Annotated in this window: 19 protein-coding genes and 1 riboswitch; of the genes, 10 read left to right on the top strand and 9 right to left on the bottom strand. The window is 71.9% G+C overall.

Translation table 11 applies throughout. The annotated features are described in order from the left end of the window. Positions 1-123 precede the first annotated feature (123 nt). Together purN and purH are read left to right on the top strand one after the other, a co-directional pair. Entirely contained in the window at positions 124-753 is a 630-nt protein-coding gene (gene purN, locus ACWEKM_RS03385) for a phosphoribosylglycinamide formyltransferase (protein WP_451619458.1), read from the top strand. Beyond that, positions 750-2,324, top strand: coding sequence for a bifunctional phosphoribosylaminoimidazolecarboxamide formyltransferase/IMP cyclohydrolase (purH, locus tag ACWEKM_RS03380; RefSeq protein WP_451619457.1), 1,575 nt, complete (start codon positions 750-752; stop codon positions 2,322-2,324). Before purN ends, purH begins: the two co-directional genes overlap by 4 nt. A 774-nt stretch (positions 2,325-3,098) precedes the next feature. Here the strand turns inward: purH and ACWEKM_RS03375 are convergent. Further along, positions 3,099-3,779 (bottom strand): RDD family protein, encoded by a 681-nt coding sequence (locus ACWEKM_RS03375; protein ID WP_451619456.1) that lies wholly within the window; start codon positions 3,777-3,779, stop codon positions 3,099-3,101. 254 nt (positions 3,780-4,033) lie between these two features. Here ACWEKM_RS03375 and ACWEKM_RS03370 point away from each other — a divergent pair, with 254 nt between their 5' ends. The 4 genes from ACWEKM_RS03370 to ACWEKM_RS03355 all read left to right on the top strand — a co-directional run bounded on the left by ACWEKM_RS03370 (position 4,034) and on the right by ACWEKM_RS03355 (position 8,677). After that, complete coding sequence (locus ACWEKM_RS03370) at positions 4,034-4,888, top strand: bifunctional methylenetetrahydrofolate dehydrogenase/methenyltetrahydrofolate cyclohydrolase (RefSeq protein ID WP_451619455.1); 855 nt, start codon at positions 4,034-4,036, stop codon at positions 4,886-4,888. After that, entirely contained in the window at positions 4,878-5,369 is a 492-nt protein-coding gene (locus ACWEKM_RS03365) for a DUF3017 domain-containing protein (protein ID WP_451619454.1), read from the top strand. Before ACWEKM_RS03370 ends, ACWEKM_RS03365 begins: the two co-directional genes overlap by 11 nt. Before the next feature lie 653 nt (positions 5,370-6,022). Then, positions 6,023-7,252, top strand: coding sequence for a DUF2690 domain-containing protein (locus ACWEKM_RS03360; RefSeq protein WP_451619453.1), 1,230 nt, complete (start codon positions 6,023-6,025; stop codon positions 7,250-7,252). Positions 7,253-7,687: 435 nt separating this feature from the next. Beyond that, the gene (locus ACWEKM_RS03355) at positions 7,688-8,677 is read left to right on the top strand and encodes a malate dehydrogenase (RefSeq protein ID WP_451619452.1); all 990 of its coding nucleotides are present in this window, start codon (positions 7,688-7,690) and stop codon (positions 8,675-8,677) included. Between the two features lie 274 nt (positions 8,678-8,951). On the opposite strand, the gene ACWEKM_RS03350 is transcribed toward ACWEKM_RS03355, so the two are convergent. Then, positions 8,952-9,449, bottom strand: coding sequence for a carboxymuconolactone decarboxylase family protein (locus ACWEKM_RS03350; RefSeq protein WP_451619451.1), 498 nt, complete (start codon positions 9,447-9,449; stop codon positions 8,952-8,954). A 47-nt stretch (positions 9,450-9,496) separates the two neighbouring features. On the opposite strand from ACWEKM_RS03350, the gene pdxR reads away from it, so the two are divergent. Further along, complete coding sequence (gene pdxR / locus ACWEKM_RS03345; protein WP_451619450.1) at positions 9,497-10,906, top strand: MocR-like pyridoxine biosynthesis transcription factor PdxR; 1,410 nt, start codon at positions 9,497-9,499, stop codon at positions 10,904-10,906. 88 nt (positions 10,907-10,994) lie between these two features. On the opposite strand, the gene ACWEKM_RS03340 is transcribed toward pdxR, so the two are convergent. Further along, positions 10,995-11,849 (bottom strand): DMT family transporter, encoded by an 855-nt coding sequence (locus ACWEKM_RS03340; RefSeq protein WP_451619469.1) that lies wholly within the window; start codon positions 11,847-11,849, stop codon positions 10,995-10,997. A gap of 64 nt (positions 11,850-11,913) precedes the next feature. Further along, positions 11,914-13,143, bottom strand: coding sequence for an ornithine--oxo-acid transaminase (gene rocD, locus ACWEKM_RS03335; RefSeq protein WP_451619449.1), 1,230 nt, complete (start codon positions 13,141-13,143; stop codon positions 11,914-11,916). 134 nt (positions 13,144-13,277) lie between these two features. Next, positions 13,278-13,365, top strand: a riboswitch (ZMP/ZTP riboswitch). 33 nt (positions 13,366-13,398) lie between these two features. Here rocD and ACWEKM_RS03330 point away from each other — a divergent pair. Further along, positions 13,399-14,859 (top strand): glycine hydroxymethyltransferase, encoded by a 1,461-nt coding sequence (locus ACWEKM_RS03330; protein WP_451619448.1) that lies wholly within the window; start codon positions 13,399-13,401, stop codon positions 14,857-14,859. A gap of 176 nt (positions 14,860-15,035) precedes the next feature. On the opposite strand, the gene ACWEKM_RS03325 is transcribed toward ACWEKM_RS03330, so the two are convergent. From ACWEKM_RS03325 to ACWEKM_RS03315, 3 genes are all read right to left on the bottom strand, one after another. Next, positions 15,036-15,761 (bottom strand): hypothetical protein, encoded by a 726-nt coding sequence (locus tag ACWEKM_RS03325; protein ID WP_451619447.1) that lies wholly within the window; start codon positions 15,759-15,761, stop codon positions 15,036-15,038. Positions 15,762-15,936: 175 nt separating this feature from the next. Beyond that, complete coding sequence (locus ACWEKM_RS03320) at positions 15,937-16,923, bottom strand: hypothetical protein (protein ID WP_451619468.1); 987 nt, start codon at positions 16,921-16,923, stop codon at positions 15,937-15,939. A 73-nt stretch (positions 16,924-16,996) separates the two neighbouring features. Further along, entirely contained in the window at positions 16,997-17,599 is a 603-nt protein-coding gene (locus ACWEKM_RS03315; RefSeq protein ID WP_451619446.1) for an RNA polymerase sigma factor, read from the bottom strand. 89 nt (positions 17,600-17,688) lie between these two features. Here ACWEKM_RS03315 and trpS point away from each other — a divergent pair, with 89 nt between their 5' ends. Next, positions 17,689-18,702, top strand: coding sequence for a tryptophan--tRNA ligase (gene trpS / locus ACWEKM_RS03310; protein ID WP_451619445.1), 1,014 nt, complete (start codon positions 17,689-17,691; stop codon positions 18,700-18,702). 148 nt (positions 18,703-18,850) lie between these two features. Then, positions 18,851-19,429 (top strand): 2'-5' RNA ligase family protein, encoded by a 579-nt coding sequence (locus ACWEKM_RS03305; protein ID WP_451619444.1) that lies wholly within the window; start codon positions 18,851-18,853, stop codon positions 19,427-19,429. A 357-nt stretch (positions 19,430-19,786) separates the two neighbouring features. Here the strand turns inward: ACWEKM_RS03305 and ACWEKM_RS03300 are convergent, their stop codons facing one another. Next, a complete protein-coding gene (locus tag ACWEKM_RS03300; protein WP_451619443.1) occupies positions 19,787-20,542 on the bottom strand; it encodes a decaprenylphospho-beta-D-erythro-pentofuranosid-2-ulose 2-reductase in 756 nt (251 codons plus the stop codon). A gap of 25 nt (positions 20,543-20,567) precedes the next feature. Next, complete coding sequence (locus ACWEKM_RS03295) at positions 20,568-21,923, bottom strand: FAD-binding protein (RefSeq protein WP_451619442.1); 1,356 nt, start codon at positions 21,921-21,923, stop codon at positions 20,568-20,570. Between the last annotated feature and the right edge of the window lie 15 nt (positions 21,924-21,938).

Raw genomic sequence — 21,938 nt, 5'->3', positions numbered from 1 at the left:
TGCTGACGGCCGACTGCTTCGTAGGGTTCCCCGTCTCCAGGGGCGCGAAGCAATCGTACGAATGTACAAACTGCCGTACGGGTCCGGCCGTCGTACCGACCCTCCCCGAGAAAGGGCCCCATCGTGGCCGCCAAGCCCGAGGTCAAGCGCCTCGTCGTGCTGGTCTCCGGATCCGGCAGCAATCTGCAGGCGCTCCTCGACGAGATCGCGACCGAGGGCGCCGAGGCATACGGCGCGCGGATCGTGGCCGTCGGCGCCGACCGCGAGGGGATCGAGGGGCTGGCCCGGGCCGAGCGCGCCGGGGTGCCGACCTTCGTGCGCCGGGTCAAGGACTACGGCAACCGTGAGGAGTGGGACGCCGCGCTCGCCGAGGCCGTCGCCGCCCACCGGCCCGACCTCGTCGTGTCCGCCGGGTTCATGAAGATCGTCGGCAAGGAGTTCCTCGCGCGGTACGGCGGACGCTTCGTCAACACGCATCCCGCGCTGCTGCCCAGCTTTCCGGGCGCCCACGGCGTGCGGGATGCGCTCGCGTACGGCGTCAGGGTCACCGGTTGCACCGTCCACTTCGTCGACGACGGCGTCGACACCGGGCCGATCATCGCTCAGGGCGTGGTGGAGGTCCGGGACGAGGACGACGAGAGCGCGCTGCACGAGCGCATCAAGGAAGTCGAGCGAAGGCTGCTCGTCGAGGTCGTCGGCAGGCTCGCCCGCCACGGCCATCGCATTGATGGACGAAAGGTAGTTATCCAGTGACCGCCGAGAGCATCGAGAGCGGCGAGCGGCCGATCCGTCGCGCGCTCGTCAGCGTCTATGACAAGACCGGGCTTGAGGAGCTCGCGCGCGGGCTGCACGAGGCCGGCGTCGAACTGGTCTCCACCGGCTCCACCGCCAGGCGGATCGCCGCGGCCGGCGTGCCCGTCACCAAGGTCGAGGAACTCACCGGATTCCCCGAGTGCCTGGACGGTCGGGTCAAGACCCTCCACCCCAGGGTCCACGCGGGCATCCTCGCCGACCTGCGGCTGGAGAGTCACCGGCAGCAGCTGGCCGAGCTGGGTGTCGAGCCGTTCGACCTCGTCGTCGTCAACCTGTACCCGTTCCGTGAGACCGTCGCCTCCGGTGCCTCGCCCGATGAATGCGTCGAGCAGATCGACATCGGCGGACCGTCCATGGTGCGGGCCGCGGCCAAGAACCACCCGTCCGTGGCCGTCGTCACCAGCCCCGAGCGGTACGCCGACGTCCTCGCCGCCGTACGGGACGGCGGCTTCGGCCTCGCCGCCCGCAAGCGGCTGGCCGCGGAGGCGTTCCAGCACACGGCAGCCTACGACGTGGCGGTCGCGAGCTGGTTCGCGAGCGAGTACGCGCCGGTCGACGCGTCGCCCTTCCCCGACTTCCTCGGCGCCACCTGGGAGCGCGCGAACACCCTGCGCTACGGCGAGAACCCGCACCAGCCGGCCGCCCTCTACGTCGACGGCACCGGCGGCGGTCTGGCGCGCGCCGAGCAGGTACACGGCAAGGAGATGTCGTACAACAACTACACGGACACGGACGCCGCCCGCCGTGCCGCGTACGACCACGACGAGCCGTGCGTCGCGATCATCAAGCACGCCAATCCGTGCGGCGTCGCGATCGGCGCGGACGTCGCCGAGGCGCACCGCAAGGCGCACGCCTGCGACCCGCTGTCCGCCTTCGGCGGTGTGATCGCCGTGAACCGGCCGGTCAGCAAGGAGATGGCGGAGCAGGTCGCCGAGATCTTCACCGAGGTCATCGTCGCGCCCGACTACGAAGAAGGGGCCCTGGAGGCCCTCACCAGGAAGAAGAACATCCGGGTGCTCAGGGCCCCGAACGGCCCGTGCAACCGGGTGGAGGCCCAGCAGATCGACGGCGGTGTCCTGCTCCAGGCCACCGACCGGCTCCAGGCGGAGGGCGACGATCCGGCCAACTGGACGCTGGCCACGGGGGAGGCCCTCACCGCCGAGGAGCTGCGCGAACTGGCCTTCGCCTGGAAGGCATGCCGGGCCGTCAAGTCCAACGCCATCCTGCTCGCCAAGGACGGTGCCTCGGTGGGCGTCGGGATGGGCCAGGTCAACCGGGTCGACTCGGCGAAGCTGGCCGTCGAGCGGGCCGGCGCCGAGCGCGCCCAGGGCTCGTACGCCGCCTCCGACGCGTTCTTCCCCTTCCCGGACGGTCTGGAGATCCTCACCGCGGCCGGCGTCCGGGCCGTCGTCCAGCCCGGCGGCTCGGTCCGCGACGAACTGGTCGTGGAGGCCGCGAAGAACGCCGGCGTCACCATGTACTTCACGGGGACGCGGCACTTCTTCCACTGACGGTTTCCGTCCACTGACGGTCGTCTCCCCGTTGACGGTCGCCTCCCGCTGACGGTCGTTTTCCGCACGGCCCCCGCGTGACGTTGTCGCGCGGGGGCCGTGCGGGTCTGATGCGGCGGCCTTCGCAAGGGGAGGGGGGCCGTGGCGTGGCACGGCTGCGACCGCGTGGCGCCCCGCACGCGCGGAAGGCTGCCGAGGTTCGCAGGACGCGACGGCTGTCGGGGGCGTCCCGTCCCGGCCGTCGCCCCGACCTGGCGCGGGGGCGGCCCGTCCCCGCCGTCGCCCCGACCTGGCGCGGGAGCGCCCCGGTCGGCACGCGGTCGGCGTGCGTACGGCCGGGCGGTCGCGAGCGATCTCCCGCCACGCGCCCGGCAGTTCGGGCGACAGTCACGGCTCCCGCGCGCACCGGGCGTGGACGACGCACGGGAAGGGCCCGGTGAGAAACGAGAGGGGCGAGCGCGCCGCAGGCCCACACATCGGCTTCGGCGGACGGGCCGATCCGGCGGCTGCGTTCGCCGATCTCCGGCCGAACCCTCCGTCATCAGCAGCAAGTTGGCGGGTTTCCGATCCCCGCGCAAGGTACGTCTCCCTGTGCCTGACGGCTCCAGTGCCGGACGGCTACCCGTGCCTGACGGCTTCCCGAGCCAGACCAGGGGGGACACACGGGAGGACACACCAGGGCCGTGTCCCCCCCGGTGCGGGTGAGACACGGCCCTTGGCTGTGCTTGGCGTGAAGACGCGGATCGGCGTCCGCCGTGGGTCGGTTCCGACGGGTCAGTTCTGGACGACCATCGTGCTCGCGGCCTTGTCGTGCCAGCCCTGCTGGCGCCCGGACTTGTCCCAGAACGGGGACAGATACACCAGCAGCTGGCCGATACCGCAGGCGAGGCTGCCGACCATCGGGATGATCCAGCGGATGAACGCCGAGCCCAGGCCGGGCGTCTGGCCGGTGTCGGCCTTCACCACGCGCAGGCCCACGGCGAGTTTGCCGAGGGTCGCGCCCACCAGGCCGGTCATCAGCCACTCGTAGAGCAGACCGGCGATGGCCAGGACGCCGAAGACGGCGCCGAAGCCCTCCGCGAAGCTGGAGCCCGCGTCGTTGATGCAGGTGCTGTAGTTCGCGGCGTTCGGGTCGCAGTCGTTCGCCGCGCCGAGGGAGCCGGCGAGGCCGATGGCGGCGAAGATGAAGTAGATGATGAACAGGACCACGAAGTCGATCAGGCGGGCGCCGAACCGGCGGCCCATCGACGCGACGCGCGGGCCGGGGCCACCGCCCAGGTAGCCGGGCTGCTGCGGGTAGCCGGGCTGCTGCGGGTAGCCGTAGCCCGGCTGCTGCGGGACGCCCGGGGCCTGCGGGTAGCCGTAGCCGGGCTGACCCGGCTGCTGCGGCTGGCCGTAACCCCCCTGGGGATTCTGCGGCGAGCCGTACGGGTTCTGGGGCGAGCCGAAACTCATGGCGGAACTTCCTCCGTTGTACTGCGGGGACGATGCGGATGGCGCGGAGGAACGTCAGAACATAAGCGGTTTGCCCCCCAACACGGACCGCGATACTGCGTCTTTCATCGTCATGGCTGAGACAAGCCCTTGTCCAGCCGCATTCGCCAGGCGTTGTGCAAGCGCAACATCGGCGATCTTGGGCGAACCGGGAGCGGGGGGAACGGGCGGCCCCGGATTGGAACCAGGGGGCGGTCATCCGGGAGGATGGGGGCATGACCGCCCAGATTCTCGATGGCAAGGCCACCGCAGCCGCGATCAAGTCCGATCTGACCGCCCGCGTGGCGGCGCTCAAGGAGAAGGGCATCACGCCCGGCCTCGGCACGATCCTGGTCGGGGACGACCCAGGCAGCCAGAAGTACGTCGCCGGCAAGCACCGGGACTGCGCCCAGGTGGGCATCGCCTCCATCCAGCGCGAGCTGCCCGGTACGGCGACGCAGGAGGAGATCGAGGCGGTCGTCCGCGAGCTGAACGAGGACCCCGCCTGCACCGGCTACATCGTCCAGCTGCCGCTGCCCAAGGGCATCGACGAGAACCGCGTCCTGGAGCTGATGGACCCGGACAAGGACGCGGACGGCCTGCACCCGATGAACCTGGGCCGCCTCGTGCTGAACGAGCCCGCCCCGCTGCCCTGCACCCCCAACGGCGTGCTGACCCTGCTGCGTCGCCACGGCGTGGAGATCAAGGGCGCCGAGGTGGTGGTCGTCGGCCGCGGCGTGACCATCGGCCGTCCGATGCCGCTGCTGCTCACCCGACGCAGCGAGAACGCCACGGTCACCCAGTGCCACACCGGCACCCGTGATCTGTCGTCCCACCTCCGGCGCGCGGACATCATCGTCGCGGCGGCCGGTTCCGCCCATCTGATCCGGCCCGAGGACGTCAAGCCCGGCGCCGCGGTCCTGGACGTGGGCGTCTCGCGCAGCGCCGACGGCAAGATCGTCGGCGATGTCCACCCCGAGGTCGCCGAGGTCGCCGGGTGGATCTCGCCGAACCCGGGCGGCGTGGGCCCGATGACCCGCGCGCAGCTGCTCGTCAACGTGGTCGAGGCGGCGGAGCGCAGTGCCGGCTGAGAACACCCGCCCGGACGCGGAGACGGCGGGGACGACGGTCCGCGACACAGTCGGCGCGAGCGGCGCGCCCGGCACCACGGGCCGCCCCAAGCGGGCCACGGGCCGCTTCCCGCTGTTCACCAGGGACACCGCGCGCCCCGAGGGCGGCGGCCGGGCCGCGTCCGGTGACCTGCCGGCACCGGCCCGCCAGTGGCCGCTGCTCGTCGTGCTGTCCGCGGTCGCCCTGGGTCTGCTGCTGATCGCCCTCGACGTGGTCCGGTACGGGACGCTGCTGATCGGCGCCGCCCTGCTGGCCGGCGCGGTGCTGCGCTGGGTCCTGCCCGGTGTCGGCATGCTCGCCGTGCGCTCGCGCTTCACGGACATCGCCACCTACGGCGTGCTGGGGCTCGCGATCGTCCTGCTGGCGATGATGGCCCAGCCCAGGCCGTGGCTGGAAATCCCGTTCCTGAAGGACACCCTGCACTTCACGCTGAACCAATGACCCGAAGGGCCAATGACGAAGGGCCAATGATCCGAAGGGTCAATGATCTGAAGGTGCCCCAATCCGAGGGGCCGGTCGACCCGAGGGGCCGGTCGACCCGAGGGGCCGGTCGACCCGAGAGGGCCGTCGACCCGAGAGGACCGGCGCCCTCGCCGGAGGACGGCGGCCCATCCCCTCCCCCGAGGAGGACGGGACCGCCGTCGCGTCTCAACCCTTCCGTGCCATGAGTGGCCTGTTCAACGCCTGTCCGGGCGCTGTGGCACGGAAGTGACCGTTCCGGTACGGTGTCCGCGCCCTGCGACAAAGTGGGGCCCCCGGGCGCCCGGACCGCCCCTGTGACGGGCGATGTCACCACTCCGTGCGGACTGTGCCGATGTCTTGACAAATTCGGGGATGCGTCAGGAATGCACGCACAACCGGGCTAACGTGTCCCATCGCGACGGCCCGGTGGACCCGGCGCCGGGAGGCGTGCAACGGTGCATGACCAACGGGTCCGATGCTCCCGTGCGCCCCCTTCCGCGGAACTGCGATCCTTTAGGAGGACGCATCCCCGTGGGTAGCCAGAACGGGGACTGGCGGCGGGGTGCCACGCGGGAAGCGCGGGGGAGACGCCGGGAACACAACAGCACCGACCGGGGGAAGAGGGGGAGCTCATGCCTCGTTGGAAAGCCTTGCCGGATGAACTCGATCCGCAGATCAAGGAGTTCGCGAGCCAGTTGCGGCGGCTCGTGGACCGCAGCGGGCTGAGCGTCGCGGCGCTGGCCGACCGCACGGGCTACAGCAAGACGTCCTGGGAGCGTTACCTCAACGGACGGCTTCTCGCGCCGAAGGGCGCGATCGTCGCGCTCGCCGAGGTCACCGGCACGAATCCCATCCACCTCACCACCGTGTGGGAGCTCGCCGAACGTGCCTGGAGCCGTTCGGAGATGCGCCACGACATGACCATGGAGGCGATACGTATCTCCCAGGCGCGCGCCGCGCTGGGGGAGTTCGGCGGGCCGGCGACGGGCGGGAGCCGGGGCGGGCCGGCCCGCAAGGGCGGCAGCACGACGGCGACGCCGGGGGTCGCGGGCCCCACGGGCGTGTCCCCGACGATCCCGCCCCAGCCGACGGCGCCCGACGCCGACGCGCGCGAGGGGGCCGGGCGGAATCCCGGGACGGGCGGCAACTCCTGGGCCCTGGCCGGGTACCAGGGCCCTTCACGGGCGGGCGGCCGCACGCCGTCGCCGTCCACCCCCGCTCCGTCCCCTGCCTCCTCCGTCTCCCCCTCCACATCCGCATCCGCCTCCGCATCCCCGAACGGTGCCGGCTGGACCCCTGGAGCCCCGGGCCCGTACGGGCGGCCGCCCGAGGCGCCGGGCTCCGGCGGCGCCGCGTCCGGGGGGCCGGGCGGCAAGCGGCGGACGGCGATGTTCCTGGCCGGCCTCGTCGGCGTGCTCGTCGTCATCGCCGCCGTCTTCTTGCTGACCGACAACGGTGGCGAGCGGAAGAACGAGGGCACGGACAAGTCGCCCTCCCCGTCCGCCAGTACCGCGGCCGACCTGCCCGCCGGGGTCAAATGCGCGGGCAGCGGTTGCACGGGCAAGGACGCCGAGGCCATGGGGTGCAGCGGCGACCTGGTGACCACCACCAACACCACCACCGTCGGCACCACCACCGTCGAGGTCCGCTACAGCAAGACCTGCGAGGCGGCATGGGGGCGGATCACCGGCGCCGGGCAGGGCGACGAGATCCGCGTCGCCGCCGGCACCACCAGCCGCACCGGCGCGGTCGACACGACCGGTGACACCATCGCGTACACCCCGATGGTGGCCGTCAAGACCGCTACGGAGGCGAAGGCTTGCGCCACCCTGTCCACGGGCCAGACGGGCTGCACCCCATAGCGGCACCGGGATCGTGAGGGCGCTCGCCGGGAACCCCACGGGCCGGCGGCGCCCCCGTTCCGAAGACGCGGGTCGGCGGTGCCCCCGTTGTGAAGAATCGCCGTGGGGTGCGCATGGTCTCAGTCATCGGGGGCACGCGAACCGTACCCCCACGGGATCCGGACTCCGGTGTCCCAGAGCGGCGGCCGCCCTTGTCTCACCTCTCCCGGACGGGCGGCCGCCCCTTCCGGGCGCTGTGGGGTGGGCCACACGGGGCGGGCGGTCCGGCATGGCGGATGCGCGATAGCCTGACCGCTGGATCTCTCTTGACGCCAAGAGATCGATCATCCGAACCGTGATCGATCATCGCGGCGGGCGCCGGTCACAAGCCGGGGCGGGGATCCCGTACCCCCGGGGCAGGGACGCCCCACCGCCAGCTGTCATACGGAGAACGCCATGACCCGCACTCCCGTGAACGTCACCGTCACCGGCGCGGCCGGCCAGATCGGTTACGCCCTGCTCTTCCGCATCGCCTCCGGCCAGCTGCTCGGCGCGGACGTGCCGGTCAAACTGCGCCTCCTGGAGATCACCCCGGCACTGAAGGCGGCCGAGGGCACGGCCATGGAGCTGGACGACTGCGCGTTCCCGCTCCTACAGGGCATCGACATCACGGACGACCCGAACGTCGCCTTCGACGGCGCCAACGTCGCCCTCCTCGTGGGCGCCCGGCCGCGCACCAAGGGCATGGAGCGCGGTGACCTCCTGGAGGCCAACGGCGGCATCTTCAAGCCGCAGGGCAAGGCCATCAACGACCACGCCGCGGACGACATCAAGGTCCTCGTCGTCGGAAACCCGGCCAACACCAACGCGCTCATCGCGCAGGCCGCCGCCCCGGACGTACCGGCCGACCGCTTCACCGCGATGACCCGCCTCGACCACAACCGCGCGCTGACCCAGCTGGCGAAGAAGACGGGTTCGACGGTCGCCGACATCAAGCGCCTGACGATCTGGGGCAACCACTCCGCCACCCAGTACCCGGACATCTTCCACGCCACCGTCGCCGGCAAGAACGCCGCCGAGGTCGTGGGCGACGAGAAGTGGCTGGCCGAGGAGTTCATCCCGACCGTCGCCAAGCGCGGCGCCGCGATCATCGAGGCCCGGGGCGCCTCCTCCGCGGCCTCCGCCGCCAACGCCGCCGTCGACCACATCCACACCTGGGTCAACGGCACCGCCGACGGCGACTGGACCTCCATGGGCATCCCGTCGGACGGTTCCTACGGCGTCCCGGAGGGCCTCATCTCCTCCTTCCCGGTCACCACCGAGGGCGGCCGCTACGAGATCGTGCAGGGCCTGGAGATCAACGACTTCTCCCGCGCCCGCATCGACACCTCCGTCAAGGAGCTGGCGGAGGAGCGCGAGGCGGTCCGCGCCCTCGGCCTCATCTGAGCCACCGCTCGTCGACGTCCCGCCACGAGCCACGCGGGCCCCGCTCCGGTCCCCCTCGGGATCACCCCGGCGCGGGGCCCGCGGCCGTTTCCACCCCCGTCTGCCTCCGTCCGCCTCCGTCCGCCTCTGCCTCCGTCCCGTTCCGTTTACTTCCGTTCCGTTTACTTCCGGCCCGTTTGCTTCCGTGCCGGTCTGCGCCCGGGGGCCCGGACAGAATCCGGGCCGTCTGCCGCGCGCCACGAACCCGGACCGGGGTCGAGCAGCGGGGTATGGGTCAGGCGTGCTGCCCCGGCTGGTAGTGGCCCGGCGTCATCCGGGTGGTCACCCCGAGCCGGTTCCAGGCGTTGATCACCGTGATGGCGGCGATCAGCTGCGCCAGCTCGGCCTCCTCGAAGAGCGCGGCGGCCTTGTCGTACACCTCGTCGGGCACAAAGCCTTCGGTGAGGACCGTGATCGCCTCGGTCAGCTCGATCGCCGCCAGCTCCTTGTCGGTGTAGAAGTGCCGCGACTCCTCCCACGCGCTCAGCTGCACGATCCGCTCGACGCTCTCACCGGCCGCGAGAGCGTCCTTGGTGTGCATGTCGAGGCAGAACGCGCAGTGGTTGATCTGCGAGGCCCGGATCTTCACCAGTTCGTACAGCTTGGGGTCCAGGCCCCGCTTGGCCGCGGTGTCCAGACGGATCATCGCCTTGTACACGTCCGGCGCCAGCTCGGCCATGCGCAGGCGGGGTGCGGTTTCGGGTGCGTACTGCATGCTTTCCTGTGCGGTCATGTCCTCGACCCTAGAAGCCAGGCAGCCCAGGAGTATGGTCCATTTCCATGGCGGAATCCTGGGCCACTTTGGGTATCGACCTGCATCTGGAACCGACCGGCTCGCTCGGCCTGCGGCGCGGCCTCACCGATGCGCTGCGGGACGCCGTACGCACCGGCCGCCTCGCCCCCGGCACCCGGCTGCCCTCCTCCCGCACCCTCGCCGCCGACCTCGACATCGCCCGCAACACCGTCGCCGACGCCTATGCCGACCTCGTCGCCGAGGGCTGGCTCACCGCCCGGCAGGGCTCGGGGACCCGGGTGGCCACGGGGATACCATCCCCGGCCGGCCCGGTGGCCATCCCGGTGGCCGGCCGGGCACCCCGCCGCCGTGCCGCCGACCGGCCCACCCACAACCTGATCGCCTGCACCCCCGACCTCTCCGCCTTCCCGCGCACCGAATGGCTCAAGGCCGCCCGCCGCGCCCTCACCACCGCCCCCACCGACGCCCTCGGTTACGGCGACCCGCGCGGCCGGCCCGAGCTGCGCACCGCCCTCGCCGGCTACCTCGCCCGCTCCCGCGGCGTCCGCGCCGAGCCCGAGAACATCCTGGTGTGCGCCGGGTTCGCGCAGGGCCTGAAGATCCTCGCCGCGGTACTGCGCTCCCGCGGCGTCCGCACCGTCGCCGTCGAGTCCTACGGCCTGCCCGTGCACTGGGACCTGCTGGCCGCCGCCCGCCTGGCCACGCGCCCGCTGCCCTACGACGACCTGGCCACCGACACCCGCGCCATCCCGGACGCGGGCGCCGTGCTGCTCACGCCCGCCCACCAGTTCCCGATGGGCACGGCCCTGCACCCCGACCGGCGGGCCGCCGCCGTGGACTGGGCACGGCGCACCGGCGGCCTGGTCCTGGAGGACGACTACGACGGCGAGTTCCGCTACGACCGCCAGCCCGTCGGCGCGCTCCAGGGTCTGGCCCCCGACCATGTCGTCCACCTCGGCACCGCCAGTAAGTCGCTCGCCCCCGGCCTGCGGCTCGGCTGGATGGTGCTGCCCCCGTCCCTCGTGGACGAGTGCGCCGCCGCCAAGGGGCACAGCGACAGCTGCGGGGTGCTGGACCAGCTATCCCTGGCCGAGTTCCTCACCTCCGGCGCCTACGACCGCCATGTGCGCGCCGCCCGGCTGCGCTACCGGCGCCGCCGTGACACCCTCGTCGCGGCCCTGGCCGCCCGCGCCCCCGAGGTCCAGGTCACCGGTATCGCGGCCGGACTGCACGCCGTTCTGCGGCTCCCGCCCGGCACCGAACAGTCGGTGCTTCAGTCCGCCGCCTGGCAGGGCCTGGCCCTACAGGGCCTGACCACCTTCCGCCACGAGCACTCCGTCACCGCCCCCCTGGACGCCCTGGTCGTCGGCTACGGCACCCCGTCGGACCACGCCTGGACAGCAGCCCTGGAGGCCCTGTGCCGGGTACTGCCGTAGCCACCGCCACCCTGCCGGTGGCCGTCGCCCGCGCCCTGAAGTGAAGGGGCGCGGGGAACTGCGCGACCAGCCACGATGGTGCCGCAGACTACCGACGGCGTATCACGGCATATCCAGCGGAGCGCTCCGGTACCGGGGCCTCTCCGAAGCGGGCCAGGGCCAGGGCGCCGGTGACCGCGACCGCGAAGCCCAGCACCGCGAGCCAGGTCAGGCCCTCGCGGGTGCGGTCACCCAGCCACACCACGCCCACCGCCGCCGGGCCGATGGTCTCGCCGATCACCATCCCGGCGGTGGCCGTGGTCACCGAGCCGCGCTGGAGGGCCGACGTGAGCAGCACAAAGGCGGCCGTCCCGCCGAGCAGCAGGGCATAGGCGGCCGGGTTGGTGAACAGGGCCGCGGGCGCCAGATCGTCGATCAGCCGCACCGCCACCTCCACCACCCCGAACCCGAAGCCCGCACCCAGACCGAGCAACAGCGCCCGGCCCCGCCCCCGCAACCGCCCGCCGACCGCCCCCAGCAGCAACACCGCCACCGCAGCCGCCAGCATCGCGTACCGCAACGCCGTCGAACCGTCCTGATGGCCCTCCGCCCCGGAGGCCAGCCCCAGCATCGCCAACCCGGCACACACCACCGCCACCGCGCCCCACTCCGCCCCGCTCAGCCGCACCCGCAGCCATCGCGCCGCGACCACCGCGGTCACCGCCAGACTCGACGCCAGGGCCGCACCGACCGCATAGATCGGGATCGACCGCAGCGCCGCGATCTGCAGCAGAAACCCCAGACCGTCCAGCCCAAGACCGGCCAGATACCGCCACTGCCGCAGCGCCCGCAGCAGCAGCGCCGCGTCCCCGCCCGCACCGGTGCCCGCCGCCCGGCGCGCGGCCATCGCCTGCAACACGGTCGCCGTACCGAAACAGACCGCCGCGCCCAGGGCGCACACCATTCCGAAGAGCACGAAGCGACTGTAGGGGAGCGGGAAAACCCGCGGCCCGATGCGGGCCGGTCTCTCACCGGACTCTCGCCTCCCCCCGTCGGTCGGCCAGCACCGCCCGCACGTGGTCGAGCCCCCAGTCCAGATCCTCCTTCTCGATCACCAGCGGCGGCGCGATCCGGATCGTCGGGCCGTGTGTGTCCTTCACCAGCACGCCGCGCTCCATGAGCCGCTCCGAGATCCGCCGCCCCGTCCCGAGCGCCGGCGCGACATCGACCCCCGCCCACAGCCCGCGCCCGCGCACCGCCGTCACCGCGCCGGTACCGAGCAGCGCGCCCAGCTCACGGTGCAGATGTTCGCCCAGCTCCGCGGCGCGCGCCTGGTACTCGCCCGACCGCAGCATCGCGATCACCTCCAGCGCCACCGCGCAGGCCAGCGGATTACCGCCGAACGTCGACCCGTGCTCACCCGGCCGGAACACCCCGAGCACCTCCGCTCCCGAGACCACCGCCGACACCGGCACGATCCCGCCGCCCAGCGCCTTTCCCAGCAGATACACATCCGGCACGACCCCCTCGTGCTCGCAGGCGAAGGTCCGCCCGGTCCGGCCCAGCCCCGACTGGATCTCATCCGCGATGAACAGCACATTCCGCTCCCGGGTCAGCTCCCGCACCGTCGGCAGATAACCGGCCGGCGGCACGATCACGCCCGCCTCGCCCTGGATCGGCTCCAGCAGCACCGCGACCGTGTTCTCGGTGAGCGCCGCCCGCATCGCGGTCAGGTCCCCGTAGGGCACGATCTCGAAGCCCGGCGTGTACGGCCCGAAGTCCGCCCGCGCCTCCGGATCCGTGGAGAAGCTGATGACCGTCGTCGTACGGCCGTGGAAGTTGCCCCCGGCGACCACGATCTTCGCCATCTCCCCGGGCACCCCCTTCACCCGGTAGCCCCACTTCCGGGCCGTCTTCACCGCGGTCTCCACCGCCTCCACACCGGTGTTCATCGGCAGCACCAGCTCCATGCCGCACAGCTCGGCCAGTTCGGTGCAGAACGCGGCGAACCGGTCGTGGTGGAACGCCCGCGACGTCAGCGTCACCCGTTCCAGCTGCGCCTTGGCCGCCGCCACCAGCCGCCGGTTTCCATGCCCGAAGTTCAGCGCGGAGTAGCCGGCGAGCAGATCTAGATAGCGCCGACCCTCGACATCCGTCATCCAGGCCCCGTCCGCGGTGGCCACGACCACCGGCAGTGGTTGGTAGGTGTGCGCACTGTGGGCGTCGGCGGCGGCGATGAGCGTCTCCGTAGTGTTCACGGGAACTCCAGTGGGCCAGAGTGTCGGGATTCGTCCCCCCCTCTCTCTCATCCTCGCTCGCGGGCCGGACCCGGAGCCGTCAGCAACATGCGACCACCGCCGCGCGTGCCCGTCCGATGCGCCCGGTAGGCTGACCGGCGGGCCGTGACTGGCGCGCTGGGATGGGATGGACCATCGGGGAGCGGCCCAGCGAAACGAGTGCCGTGCGCCTGGGCCGAGCCGTGAACGCTGTATATACGCCGTCCGGAGGTCCCCATGCCAGATCAGCCCCTTTCCTCGTCCGGCTCCGCCGAGTCCACCGCCTTCCGTGCCGCCCTCGATGTGATCCGTGCCGTCGAGCCGCGCGTGGCCGACGCCATCGGCCAGGAGGTCGCCGACCAGCGCGAGATGCTCAAGCTGATCGCCTCCGAGAACTACGCCTCCCCGGCCACCCTCCTGGCGATGGGCAACTGGTTCAGCGACAAGTACGCCGAGGGCACCGTCGGCCGCCGCTTCTACGCCGGCTGCCGCAATGTCGACACCGTGGAGTCGATCGCCGCGGAGCACGCCAAGGAACTGTTCGGCGCACGTCACGCCTATGTCCAGCCGCACTCCGGCATCGACGCCAACCTCGTCGCCTTCTGGGCCGTTCTCGCGCAGCGCGTCGAGGCGCCCGCCCTGGAGAAGGCCGGCGTCCGCCAGATCAACGACCTCTCCGAGGAGGACTGGGCCGAACTCCGCCAGTCCTTCGGCAACCAGCGCATGCTCGGCATGTCCCTGGACGCCGGCGGCCACCTCACCCACGGCTTCCGCCCGAACATCTCCGGCAAGATGTTCGACCAGCGTTCCTATGGCACCGACCCGGCCACCGGCCTCATCGACTACGAGGCCCTGCGTGCCTCCGCCCGCGAATTCAAGCCGCTGATCATCATCGCCGGTTACTCCGCCTACCCCCGTCTCGTGAACTTCCGGATCATGCGTGAGATCGCCGACGAGGTCGGCGCCACGCTCATGGTCGACATGGCCCACTTCGCCGGTCTCGTCGCCGGCAAGGTCCTCACCGGAGACTTCGATCCGGTGCCGCACGCCCAGATCGTCACCACCACCACCCACAAGTCGCTGCGCGGCCCGCGCGGCGGCATGGTCCTGTGCGACGACTCCCTCAAGGATCAGGTCGACCGCGGCTGCCCGATGGTCCTCGGCGGCCCCCTTCCGCATGTCATGGCGGCCAAGGCCGTGGCCCTCGCCGAGGCCCGCCGGCCCTCCTTCCAGGACTACGCGCAGCGGATCGTCGACAACTCCCGGGCGCTCGCCGAGGGCTTGATGAGCCGAGGCGCCACCCTGGTCACCGGCGGCAGCGACAACCACCTCAACCTGATCGACGTCGCCACCTCCTACGGCCTCACCGGCCGCCAGGCCGAGGCCGCACTGCTGGACTCCGGCATCGTCACCAACCGCAACGCGATCCCGGCCGACCCCAACGGCGCCTGGTACACCTCCGGCATCCGCATCGGCACCCCGGCCCTGACCACGCGTGGCCTCGGCACCGCCGAGATGGACGAGGTCGCCGGCCTCATCGATCGCGTCCTGACCACCGCCGGGCCCGGCACCACCGGCAAGGGCACCCCGTCCAAGGCCCAGTACGTGCTCGACCCGAAGGTCGCGGACGAGATCTCGCAGCGCGCCTCCGACCTCGTGGCCGGGTTCCCGCTGTACCCGGAGATCGACCTCGGCTGACCCCGGCACCCGAGCCGAAGGCCGGAAGCTCCGCCGGTCGGAGATCGGTCAGTTCCCGTCGTGGTTTCCTCCCGTGGCGGTCCGGACACGCACCGGGCCGCCGCGAGGGGCGTATCAGGAAGCCGCCGGCGCCGACCCGCCGGGATATCGCGGCTGTGTCCGCTCTCATTACGTCCTCATACGTCCCGCAGTTCCTGTCTGGGCCCCGGCTCCCGGTCACGGCGCCGCAGGGCCGGTGCCACCCGTGGGACCAGGGACCGCAGCACCAGCGCAAGGGCTGCACCGGCCGCCGCGCCCGGTATCGCCCACCACCAGTCGGTGCCGTCCTCCTCGGTTCCGGTGGTGACCGAGACCGTGGTGGTCGACTGCTCGTTCCCGTCCTCCGCGCCGGGGCTCTCCGACTGCCATGGGCCGGGAAACATACCGGTATAGCCCGCCTGACTGTTCTTGCCGCTCATCACGCCCAACTTCGTGAGCAGAGCGCGCAGTTGGGCGGGATGCTCGGCGCGGTGCCAGTAGCCGTTCAGCGATTCGGGCACATCGGCCGCCGTGTGGATCCAGACCTCCCGAGTCCTGGAATCGACGGGGAAGACCCGGTCCATGCGCCAGGGCCATATGTCGTGCGTCAGCCAGGTCACATTGATCTGGCGGACGGACGCCAGGTCCGCCTCCGGCGGCTTGTCGCGCGAGCCCTGGTTCTCCGGGCCCAGCAGTTGTCGGAGCTGTCCGTATTCCTTGTCCGAGAAGTACCGTGCGGTGGCCTCACCGCTCTGTGGCGAGGCCACCAGCACGCTGGTCGGGCCGCCCGCCACCGCGGCCGACGCACCCCACAACAGCAGTCCGAGCAAGAGGGCCAACACCCCGCTCAGCGCCGTCAGTTCACGAATCCTGCCTCTCACCATCCGATTCCCCCCACCAGACGAAGCCCCTGCGGCCCGCCTGCGAGCCGCGTGTCACTTCTACGTGTGCCACTTCTGCGCGTGTCACTTCTGATACACCGCTCGACCCGCCGGGGTTCCCTTCCCGCACGCACCCTTTCGAGGATTCCGATGCCGAAGCTGTCGCGGACGCCCCGGATCAGCGGGGCTCGATGTGCCCGGCGGACAGCCGGGACATCGTGGTGAGCGACTTGGCGATCTTCACCGCCCTCGTCTGCGACACCACGCCCTCCAGACGCAGCGTCACCGCCACGCGCCGCGCCCCGTCGGCCCCGTCCCCTCCGCCGCCCTGGTCGGCGCCGGTCCCGGTGCCCGTCTTCGCGTGATGGCTCCACAGCAGGGTCGGCCCGGCCGTGCGCACCTGACGCCGATAGCGGTCGCCGTCCGCGTCCACCAGCCAGAACTTCAGCAGATGCGGCTCGGGGAACCACAGCGCGAAGTCGGGAACCGTCGAAGGCGCCGGGCGCAGATCGATCCACTCCGGTCCCTCGCGCACGGTCTTGGTGAAGCCGGAGTCCAGGCTCGCAGGGAACTCATCGAGCCTGACGGTGCGACCCCGCTCACGCCAGCACATGCTGAGCACGGGCCGTCGGTCCGGCCCGCCGGTCACGGTCACCCAGTCCGGCACACCGAGGGCGCCCGGCACCAGCGGCTCGAACCCGGCCCGCTGACCCGCCTGAGCGAGGGACAGGGAACGGCCGCAGCCGGGCACCTCGGAGCCAGGGGAGGGCACCGCCGACGGGTCGTACCGCACCTCGATCCCGCCGAAGTCGAACCAGTCGTAGACCGCCGCGCGCACCGGGGGCGTGAGCGCGAGCACCGTCAGCAGACCGCACAGGGTCGCCGTCAGCGCACGCCACCGCAGCCGCGTCCAGCGTCGGACCGCGCGCAGCCGCTCCCGGGCCCCCACAGGCTCGGCCACCGGGACCGGCACCCGCTCGGCCAGTATCTGTCCCAGCACCCGCTCGGCCATCGTCTCGGAGCCGATCGCCCCCGCGGCACCGTCACCACCGTCACCACCGTCGCCCCCGGGCGCGCCCAGTGACCGGCCCAGTGCCCGCAGCTCCTCCGGCAGCCGGGCGGCGGACCTGCCGGACGGCCCACCGTCCCGCCCGCGCGGCCCCAGGCCGCCGCCCCGGCCGCGCGGACCCCGGCCTCCGGCCTCCCAGGCGGCTCGCCGCCCCTCGTCGTCGCAGCGCTCAGTCACACTCGTCACCCCCTTCCCGAGGCTCGAATTCCGGCAGCAGCCGGCCCAGCTTCCGCAGGGCGCGATTCAGCCGGGACTTCACCGTCCCCCGGGGCCAGCCGAGGGCCTGGGCGGTCTCCGGCTCGCCCATTTCCAGGAGATAGCGGTAGGTGACGACCAGGCGGTGCTCCTCGCTCAGCTGGTCCAGGGCGGCCAGGAGGGCCGCGCGGCGCTCCGTCCTCAGCGTGGCGACCGCCGGGTCCGCCGATTCCGGTATCAGCGGCTCGGCCTCCACGAAGGCGGCCTCCCGGCCGGCAAGCGTGCGCTGCCGCGCCGCCGTCCGCACTGTGTTCCTCGTCTCATTGGCGACGATCGACAGCAGCCAGGGCCTGAACGCCGCGCCGTCCTTGAAGCGGCCCAGCGCGCAGTACGCCTTGACGAATGCCTGCTGCACCACGTCCTCCGCGTCCGCACCCGCCCCGAGTGCCGCCGCCGCCCGCAGGGCGATGCCCGTGTGGGCCCGCACCAGCTCCGCGTGCGCCTCCGGTTCTCCGGCGCGTACGCGTGCGATCACCGCGGCCTCATCGACGATGCGGCCCCCCTCCCGCGTCTTCACGCATTTGATACACCGCGGACGACGAATCGGTTCCCACCTGTTTCCGGCCAGTTCGGGATCGGGGGGCGGCACCTGAGAGAATGGTGAACATGGCTTCAGACAGTCCTCGCGTGCTCTCCGGGATCCAGCCCACCGCAGGCTCGTTCCATCTCGGCAACTACCTCGGCGCGGTTCGTCAGTGGGTGGCCCTGCAGGAGACCCATGACGCGTTCTACATGGTCGTGGACCTGCACGCGATCACGGTCCCGCAGGACCCGAAGGAGCTGCGCGCGAACACCCGGCTCGCCGCCGCCCAGCTCCTGTCGGCCGGCCTCGACCCGGAGCGCTGCACGCTCTTCGTCCAGAGCCATGTCCCCGAGCACGCCCAGCTGGCCTGGGTCATGAACTGCCTCACCGGCTTCGGCGAGGCGTCCCGCATGACCCAGTTCAAGGACAAGTCCGCCAGGCACGGTGCCGACCGCGCCTCCGTCGGTCTGTTCACCTACCCGATCCTCCAGGTCGCCGACATCCTGCTCTACCAGGCCAACGAGGTTCCGGTCGGCGAGGACCAGCGCCAGCACGTCGAGCTGACCCGTGACCTCGCCACGCGTTTCAACGGCCGCTACGGCGAGACCTTCACCGTGCCGAAGCCGTACATCCTGAAGGAGACGGCGAAGATCTACGACCTTCAGGAACCGTCCGTCAAGATGAGCAAGTCGGCCTCCACGCCGAAGGGCCTCGTCAACCTTCTCGACGAGCCGAAGGCCACCGCCAAGAAGGTCAGGAGCGCGGTCACCGACACCGACACGGTCATCCGCTACGACCCCGAGAACAAGCCGGGCATCAGCAATCTGCTCACGATCTACTCGACGCTCACCGGCACGGGCGTGGCCGAGCTGGAGGCGACGTACGAGGGCAAGGGCTACGGGGCGCTCAAGACCGACCTCGCCGAGGTCATGGTGGAGTTCGTGACGCCGTTCAGGGAGCGCGCCCAGCAGTACCTGGACGACCCCGAGACGCTCGACTCGATCCTCGCCAAGGGCGCGGAGAAGGCGCGCGCCGTCGCCGCGGAGACCCTGGCCCGCGCCTACGACCGGGTCGGCTTCCTGCCCGCGAAGCACTGAGGCGCACCACCGCACACGGGCCTTCGGACAGAGCGCCGCACATCACTTCGGCTGCGCCTGCCCACGGCACAGCCATGGCCGTACAGTCGATAGCCGGACGGCTGAGTACGAAGCCGGCGGCCCAGCCGAGACGACGACAGGAGACGACGTGGGGACCGTAACGATCGGCGTGTCGATCGCGGTCCCGGAGCCTCATGGCAGCCTGCTCCAGGAGCGGCGCGCGGGCTTCGGCGACGCCGCGGCTCACGGCATCCCCACGCACGTCACGCTGCTGCCGCCGACGGTGGTGGACGATTCCGCGCTGCAGGCCGTCGAGGCGCATCTGACGGCGATCGCCGCGGCCGGCCGGTCGTTCCCGATGCGGCTGTCCGGCACGGGCACCTTCCGGCCGCTGTCGCCGGTGGTCTACGTCCAGGTCGTCCAGGGCGCGGCGGCCTGCTGCTGGCTGCAGAAACGCGTCCGCGACGGGTCCGGTCCGCTGGCCCGCGAGCTGCAGTTCCCGTACCACCCGCACGTCACGGTGGCGCATGGCATCGAGGACGCGGCGATGGACCTGGCCTTTCGGGAGCTGGCCGGGTTCGAGGCCGAGTGGCCGTGCACCGGGTTCGCGCTCTACGAGCAGGGGGCGGACGGTGTGTGGCGCAAGCTGCGGGAGTTCACCTTCGGTGGCGCTGTGGTGCCGCCGCAGGCGGGGCACGCGGAGTGGGGGACGATCGCCAGCCGGTAGCGCTCCGCTGGGGAGCGGGTGGGTTGGTTGTTGTTTGGCTGCGGGTGCGGCTGCGGGTGCGGGTGCGTTGTGGCTTGTTGCGCAGTTCCCCGCGCCCCTATCGGGGGTGTTGGCGTGCCGCTGAGAGTGGGGCTGGGTGGGTTGTTGTTTGGCTGCGGGTGCGTTGTGGCTTGTTGCGCAGTTCCCCGCGTTAGCGCTCCGCTGGGGTGGCGGGGTTGGTTGTCTTGCGGCTGCGGGTGCGTTGTGGCTTGTTGCGCAGTTCCCCGCGCCCCTCTTGGGGCGTTGCTGTGAGCGTTGGCTGTTGAGTTGCGTAGTTCCCCGCGCCCCTGGCGGGGCGTTGTTGTGGGTGTTGGGTGTTCAGAGGGGGAGGCGGCGGAACAGGGGGCGGGGGGTGTGGCGTAGGGCTGTCATGATCAGGCGGAGGGTGCCTGGGACCCAGACCGTTTCCGTGCGGCGTCGCAGGCCCAGTTCGATGGCCGTGGCCACGGCATCCGGTGTGGTCGCCAGGGGGGCCTCGTCGAGGCCGGCCGTCATCCGGGACCGGACGAATCCGGGGCGTACGACCATGACGTGCACGCCGGTGCCGTAGAGCGCGTCGCCGAGGCCCTGGGCGAAGGCGTCGAGGCCGGCCTTGCTGGAGCCGTAGATGAAGTTGGAGCGGCGGGCCCGTTCGCCGGCGACCGAGGAGAGGACCACCAGGGAGCCGTGCCCCTGCGTCTGGAGCGCGGCGGCCGAGACCAGGCCCGCCGAGACCGCGCCCGTGTAGTTGGTCTGCGCGACCCGGACCGCGCTCACCGGTTCCCGCTCGTCGTGCGCCTGGTCGCCGAGGATGCCGAAGGCGAGCAGCACCATGTCGACGTCGCCCTCGGCGAAGACCTTCCCGAGCACCGACTCGTGCGACTCGGGTTCGAGCGCGTCGAAGGCGACGGTGCGGACGTCCGCGCCCAGGCCGCGCAGTTCCTCGGCTGCCCGCTCCAGGGCTGGTGAGGGGCGGCCCGCGAGCCATACCGTGCGGGTGCGGCGGGCGATCAACCGGCGCGTGGTGGCCAGCGCGATGTCCGACGTACCGCCGAGGACGAGCAGGGACTGGGGGAGGCCGAAGGCGTCCTTCACGACAGCTCCTTGGGGATGGGGGGCTTCACAGGCCCAGGCGGCGGGCGAGGTCCGAGACGAACACCCCGCGCGGGTCCAGTTCCGCGCGCAGGGCCCGGAAGTCGGCGAGCCGGGGATACATCGCATCGAGCAGCTCGGGGCGCAGCCGGGAGTCCTTGGCGAGGTAGACGCGTCCGCCCGCGGCGGCGACCTCCTCGTCCAGCTCGTCGAGGAAGGTGCCGAGCCGGGGCAGGTTCGCCGGGATGTCCAGGGCGAGCGTCCAGCCGGGCACCGGGAAGGAGAGCCAGCCGGGGTCCGCCTCCCCGAAGCGCTTGAGGACGGCCAGGAAGGACGGACACCGGCGGCCGGAGATCCGGTGCACGATCCGGTGCAGGGCGTCCTCCTGGCCGTGTCCGACGACGAACTGGTACTGGACGAAGCCGCCGCGGCCGTAGATCCGGTTCCAGTGGGGCACGCCGTCCAGGGGGTGGAAGAAGGCGGGGATCCGCTGGAGTTCGCCGGTACGCGCGCGTGGCGCCCGTCGGTACCAGAGCTCGTTGAACAGCCCCACGCCGGCGCGGCCGAGCAGGCCCTCCGGGATGCAGGCCGGGGCGGGCGGGAACTGCCGGGGGCGGAAGGACAGCGGGCGCCGCCACGCGTGTGTGCCCTCGCGCAGTGCCTCCAGGGGCGCGTGGTCGCCGCGGGTGAGGACGGCGCGACCGGTGGCCGCGCCCCGGGCCAGCAGGTCGATCCAGGCGACCGAGTAGCGGTAGCGGTGGTCGGTGGCCGTCAGGCGGGCCATCAGGTCGTCCAGGTCGGTGGCGCGCTCGGTGTCGACCGACATGTACGAGGTCTCCACCGGCAGCAGCCGCACGGTGGCGGTCAGGATCACCCCGGTCAGGCCCATGCCGCCGGTGGTGGCGTCGAACAGGGGGGTGCCGCGGCCGACCGCGCGGATCTCGCCGTCGGCGGTGAGGAGTTCCAGCGCGAGCACATGGCGCGAGAAGGAGCCGGAGACATGGTGGTTCTTGCCGTGGATGTCGGCGCCGATCGCCCCGCCGACCGTCACCTGGCGGGTGCCGGGCGTCACCGGTACGAACCAGCCGAGCGGCAGCAGCACTTCCATCAGCCGGTGCAGGGACACGCCCGCGTCGCACAGCACGATGCCGCCGTCGGCGTCGATGGCATGGATGCGGTCGAGGCCCGTCATGTCGAGCACGGCCCCGCCGGCGTTCTGCGCCGCGTCCCCGTACGCCCGGCCCAGGCCCCGCGCGATGCCGCCGCGGGCCCCGCAGTTCCGGACGGCGGTCACAGCCTCCTCGTACGTCCGCGGGCGCACCAGCCGGGCGGAGGTGGGGGCGGTGCGGCCCCATCCGGTGACGGAAACCATGACTCCAGACATGCCGGTGACCGTATC

It is taken from the genome of Streptomyces sp. NPDC004752 (genome assembly GCF_053601275.1).
The sequence above is the reverse complement of the archived record's forward strand: the minus strand, read 5'-3'. Positions and strand labels throughout refer to the sequence as shown.

Bases quoted from the DNA above. Each gene is read 5' to 3' on its own strand.
- ACWEKM_RS03360 (WP_451619453.1), top strand. From the start codon at position 6,023: ATGCCTCGTTGGAAAGCCTTGCCGGATGAACTCGATCCGCAGATCAAG.
- trpS (WP_451619445.1), top strand. From the start codon at position 17,689: ATGGCTTCAGACAGTCCTCGCGTGCTCTCCGGGATCCAGCCCACCGCA.
- ACWEKM_RS03340 (WP_451619469.1), bottom strand. From the start codon at position 11,849: ATGGTGTGCGCCCTGGGCGCGGCGGTCTGTTTCGGTACGGCGACCGTG.
- pdxR (WP_451619450.1), top strand. From the start codon at position 9,497: ATGGCGGAATCCTGGGCCACTTTGGGTATCGACCTGCATCTGGAACCG.
- ACWEKM_RS03325 (WP_451619447.1), bottom strand. From the start codon at position 15,761: ATGGTGAGAGGCAGGATTCGTGAACTGACGGCGCTGAGCGGGGTGTTG.
- ACWEKM_RS03355 (WP_451619452.1), top strand. From the start codon at position 7,688: ATGACCCGCACTCCCGTGAACGTCACCGTCACCGGCGCGGCCGGCCAG.
- ACWEKM_RS03375 (WP_451619456.1), bottom strand. From the start codon at position 3,779: ATGAGTTTCGGCTCGCCCCAGAACCCGTACGGCTCGCCGCAGAATCCC.
- ACWEKM_RS03330 (WP_451619448.1), top strand. From the start codon at position 13,399: ATGCCAGATCAGCCCCTTTCCTCGTCCGGCTCCGCCGAGTCCACCGCC.
- ACWEKM_RS03350 (WP_451619451.1), bottom strand. From the start codon at position 9,449: ATGACCGCACAGGAAAGCATGCAGTACGCACCCGAAACCGCACCCCGC.
- ACWEKM_RS03295 (WP_451619442.1), bottom strand. From the start codon at position 21,923: ATGTCTGGAGTCATGGTTTCCGTCACCGGATGGGGCCGCACCGCCCCC.
- ACWEKM_RS03370 (WP_451619455.1), top strand. From the start codon at position 4,034: ATGACCGCCCAGATTCTCGATGGCAAGGCCACCGCAGCCGCGATCAAG.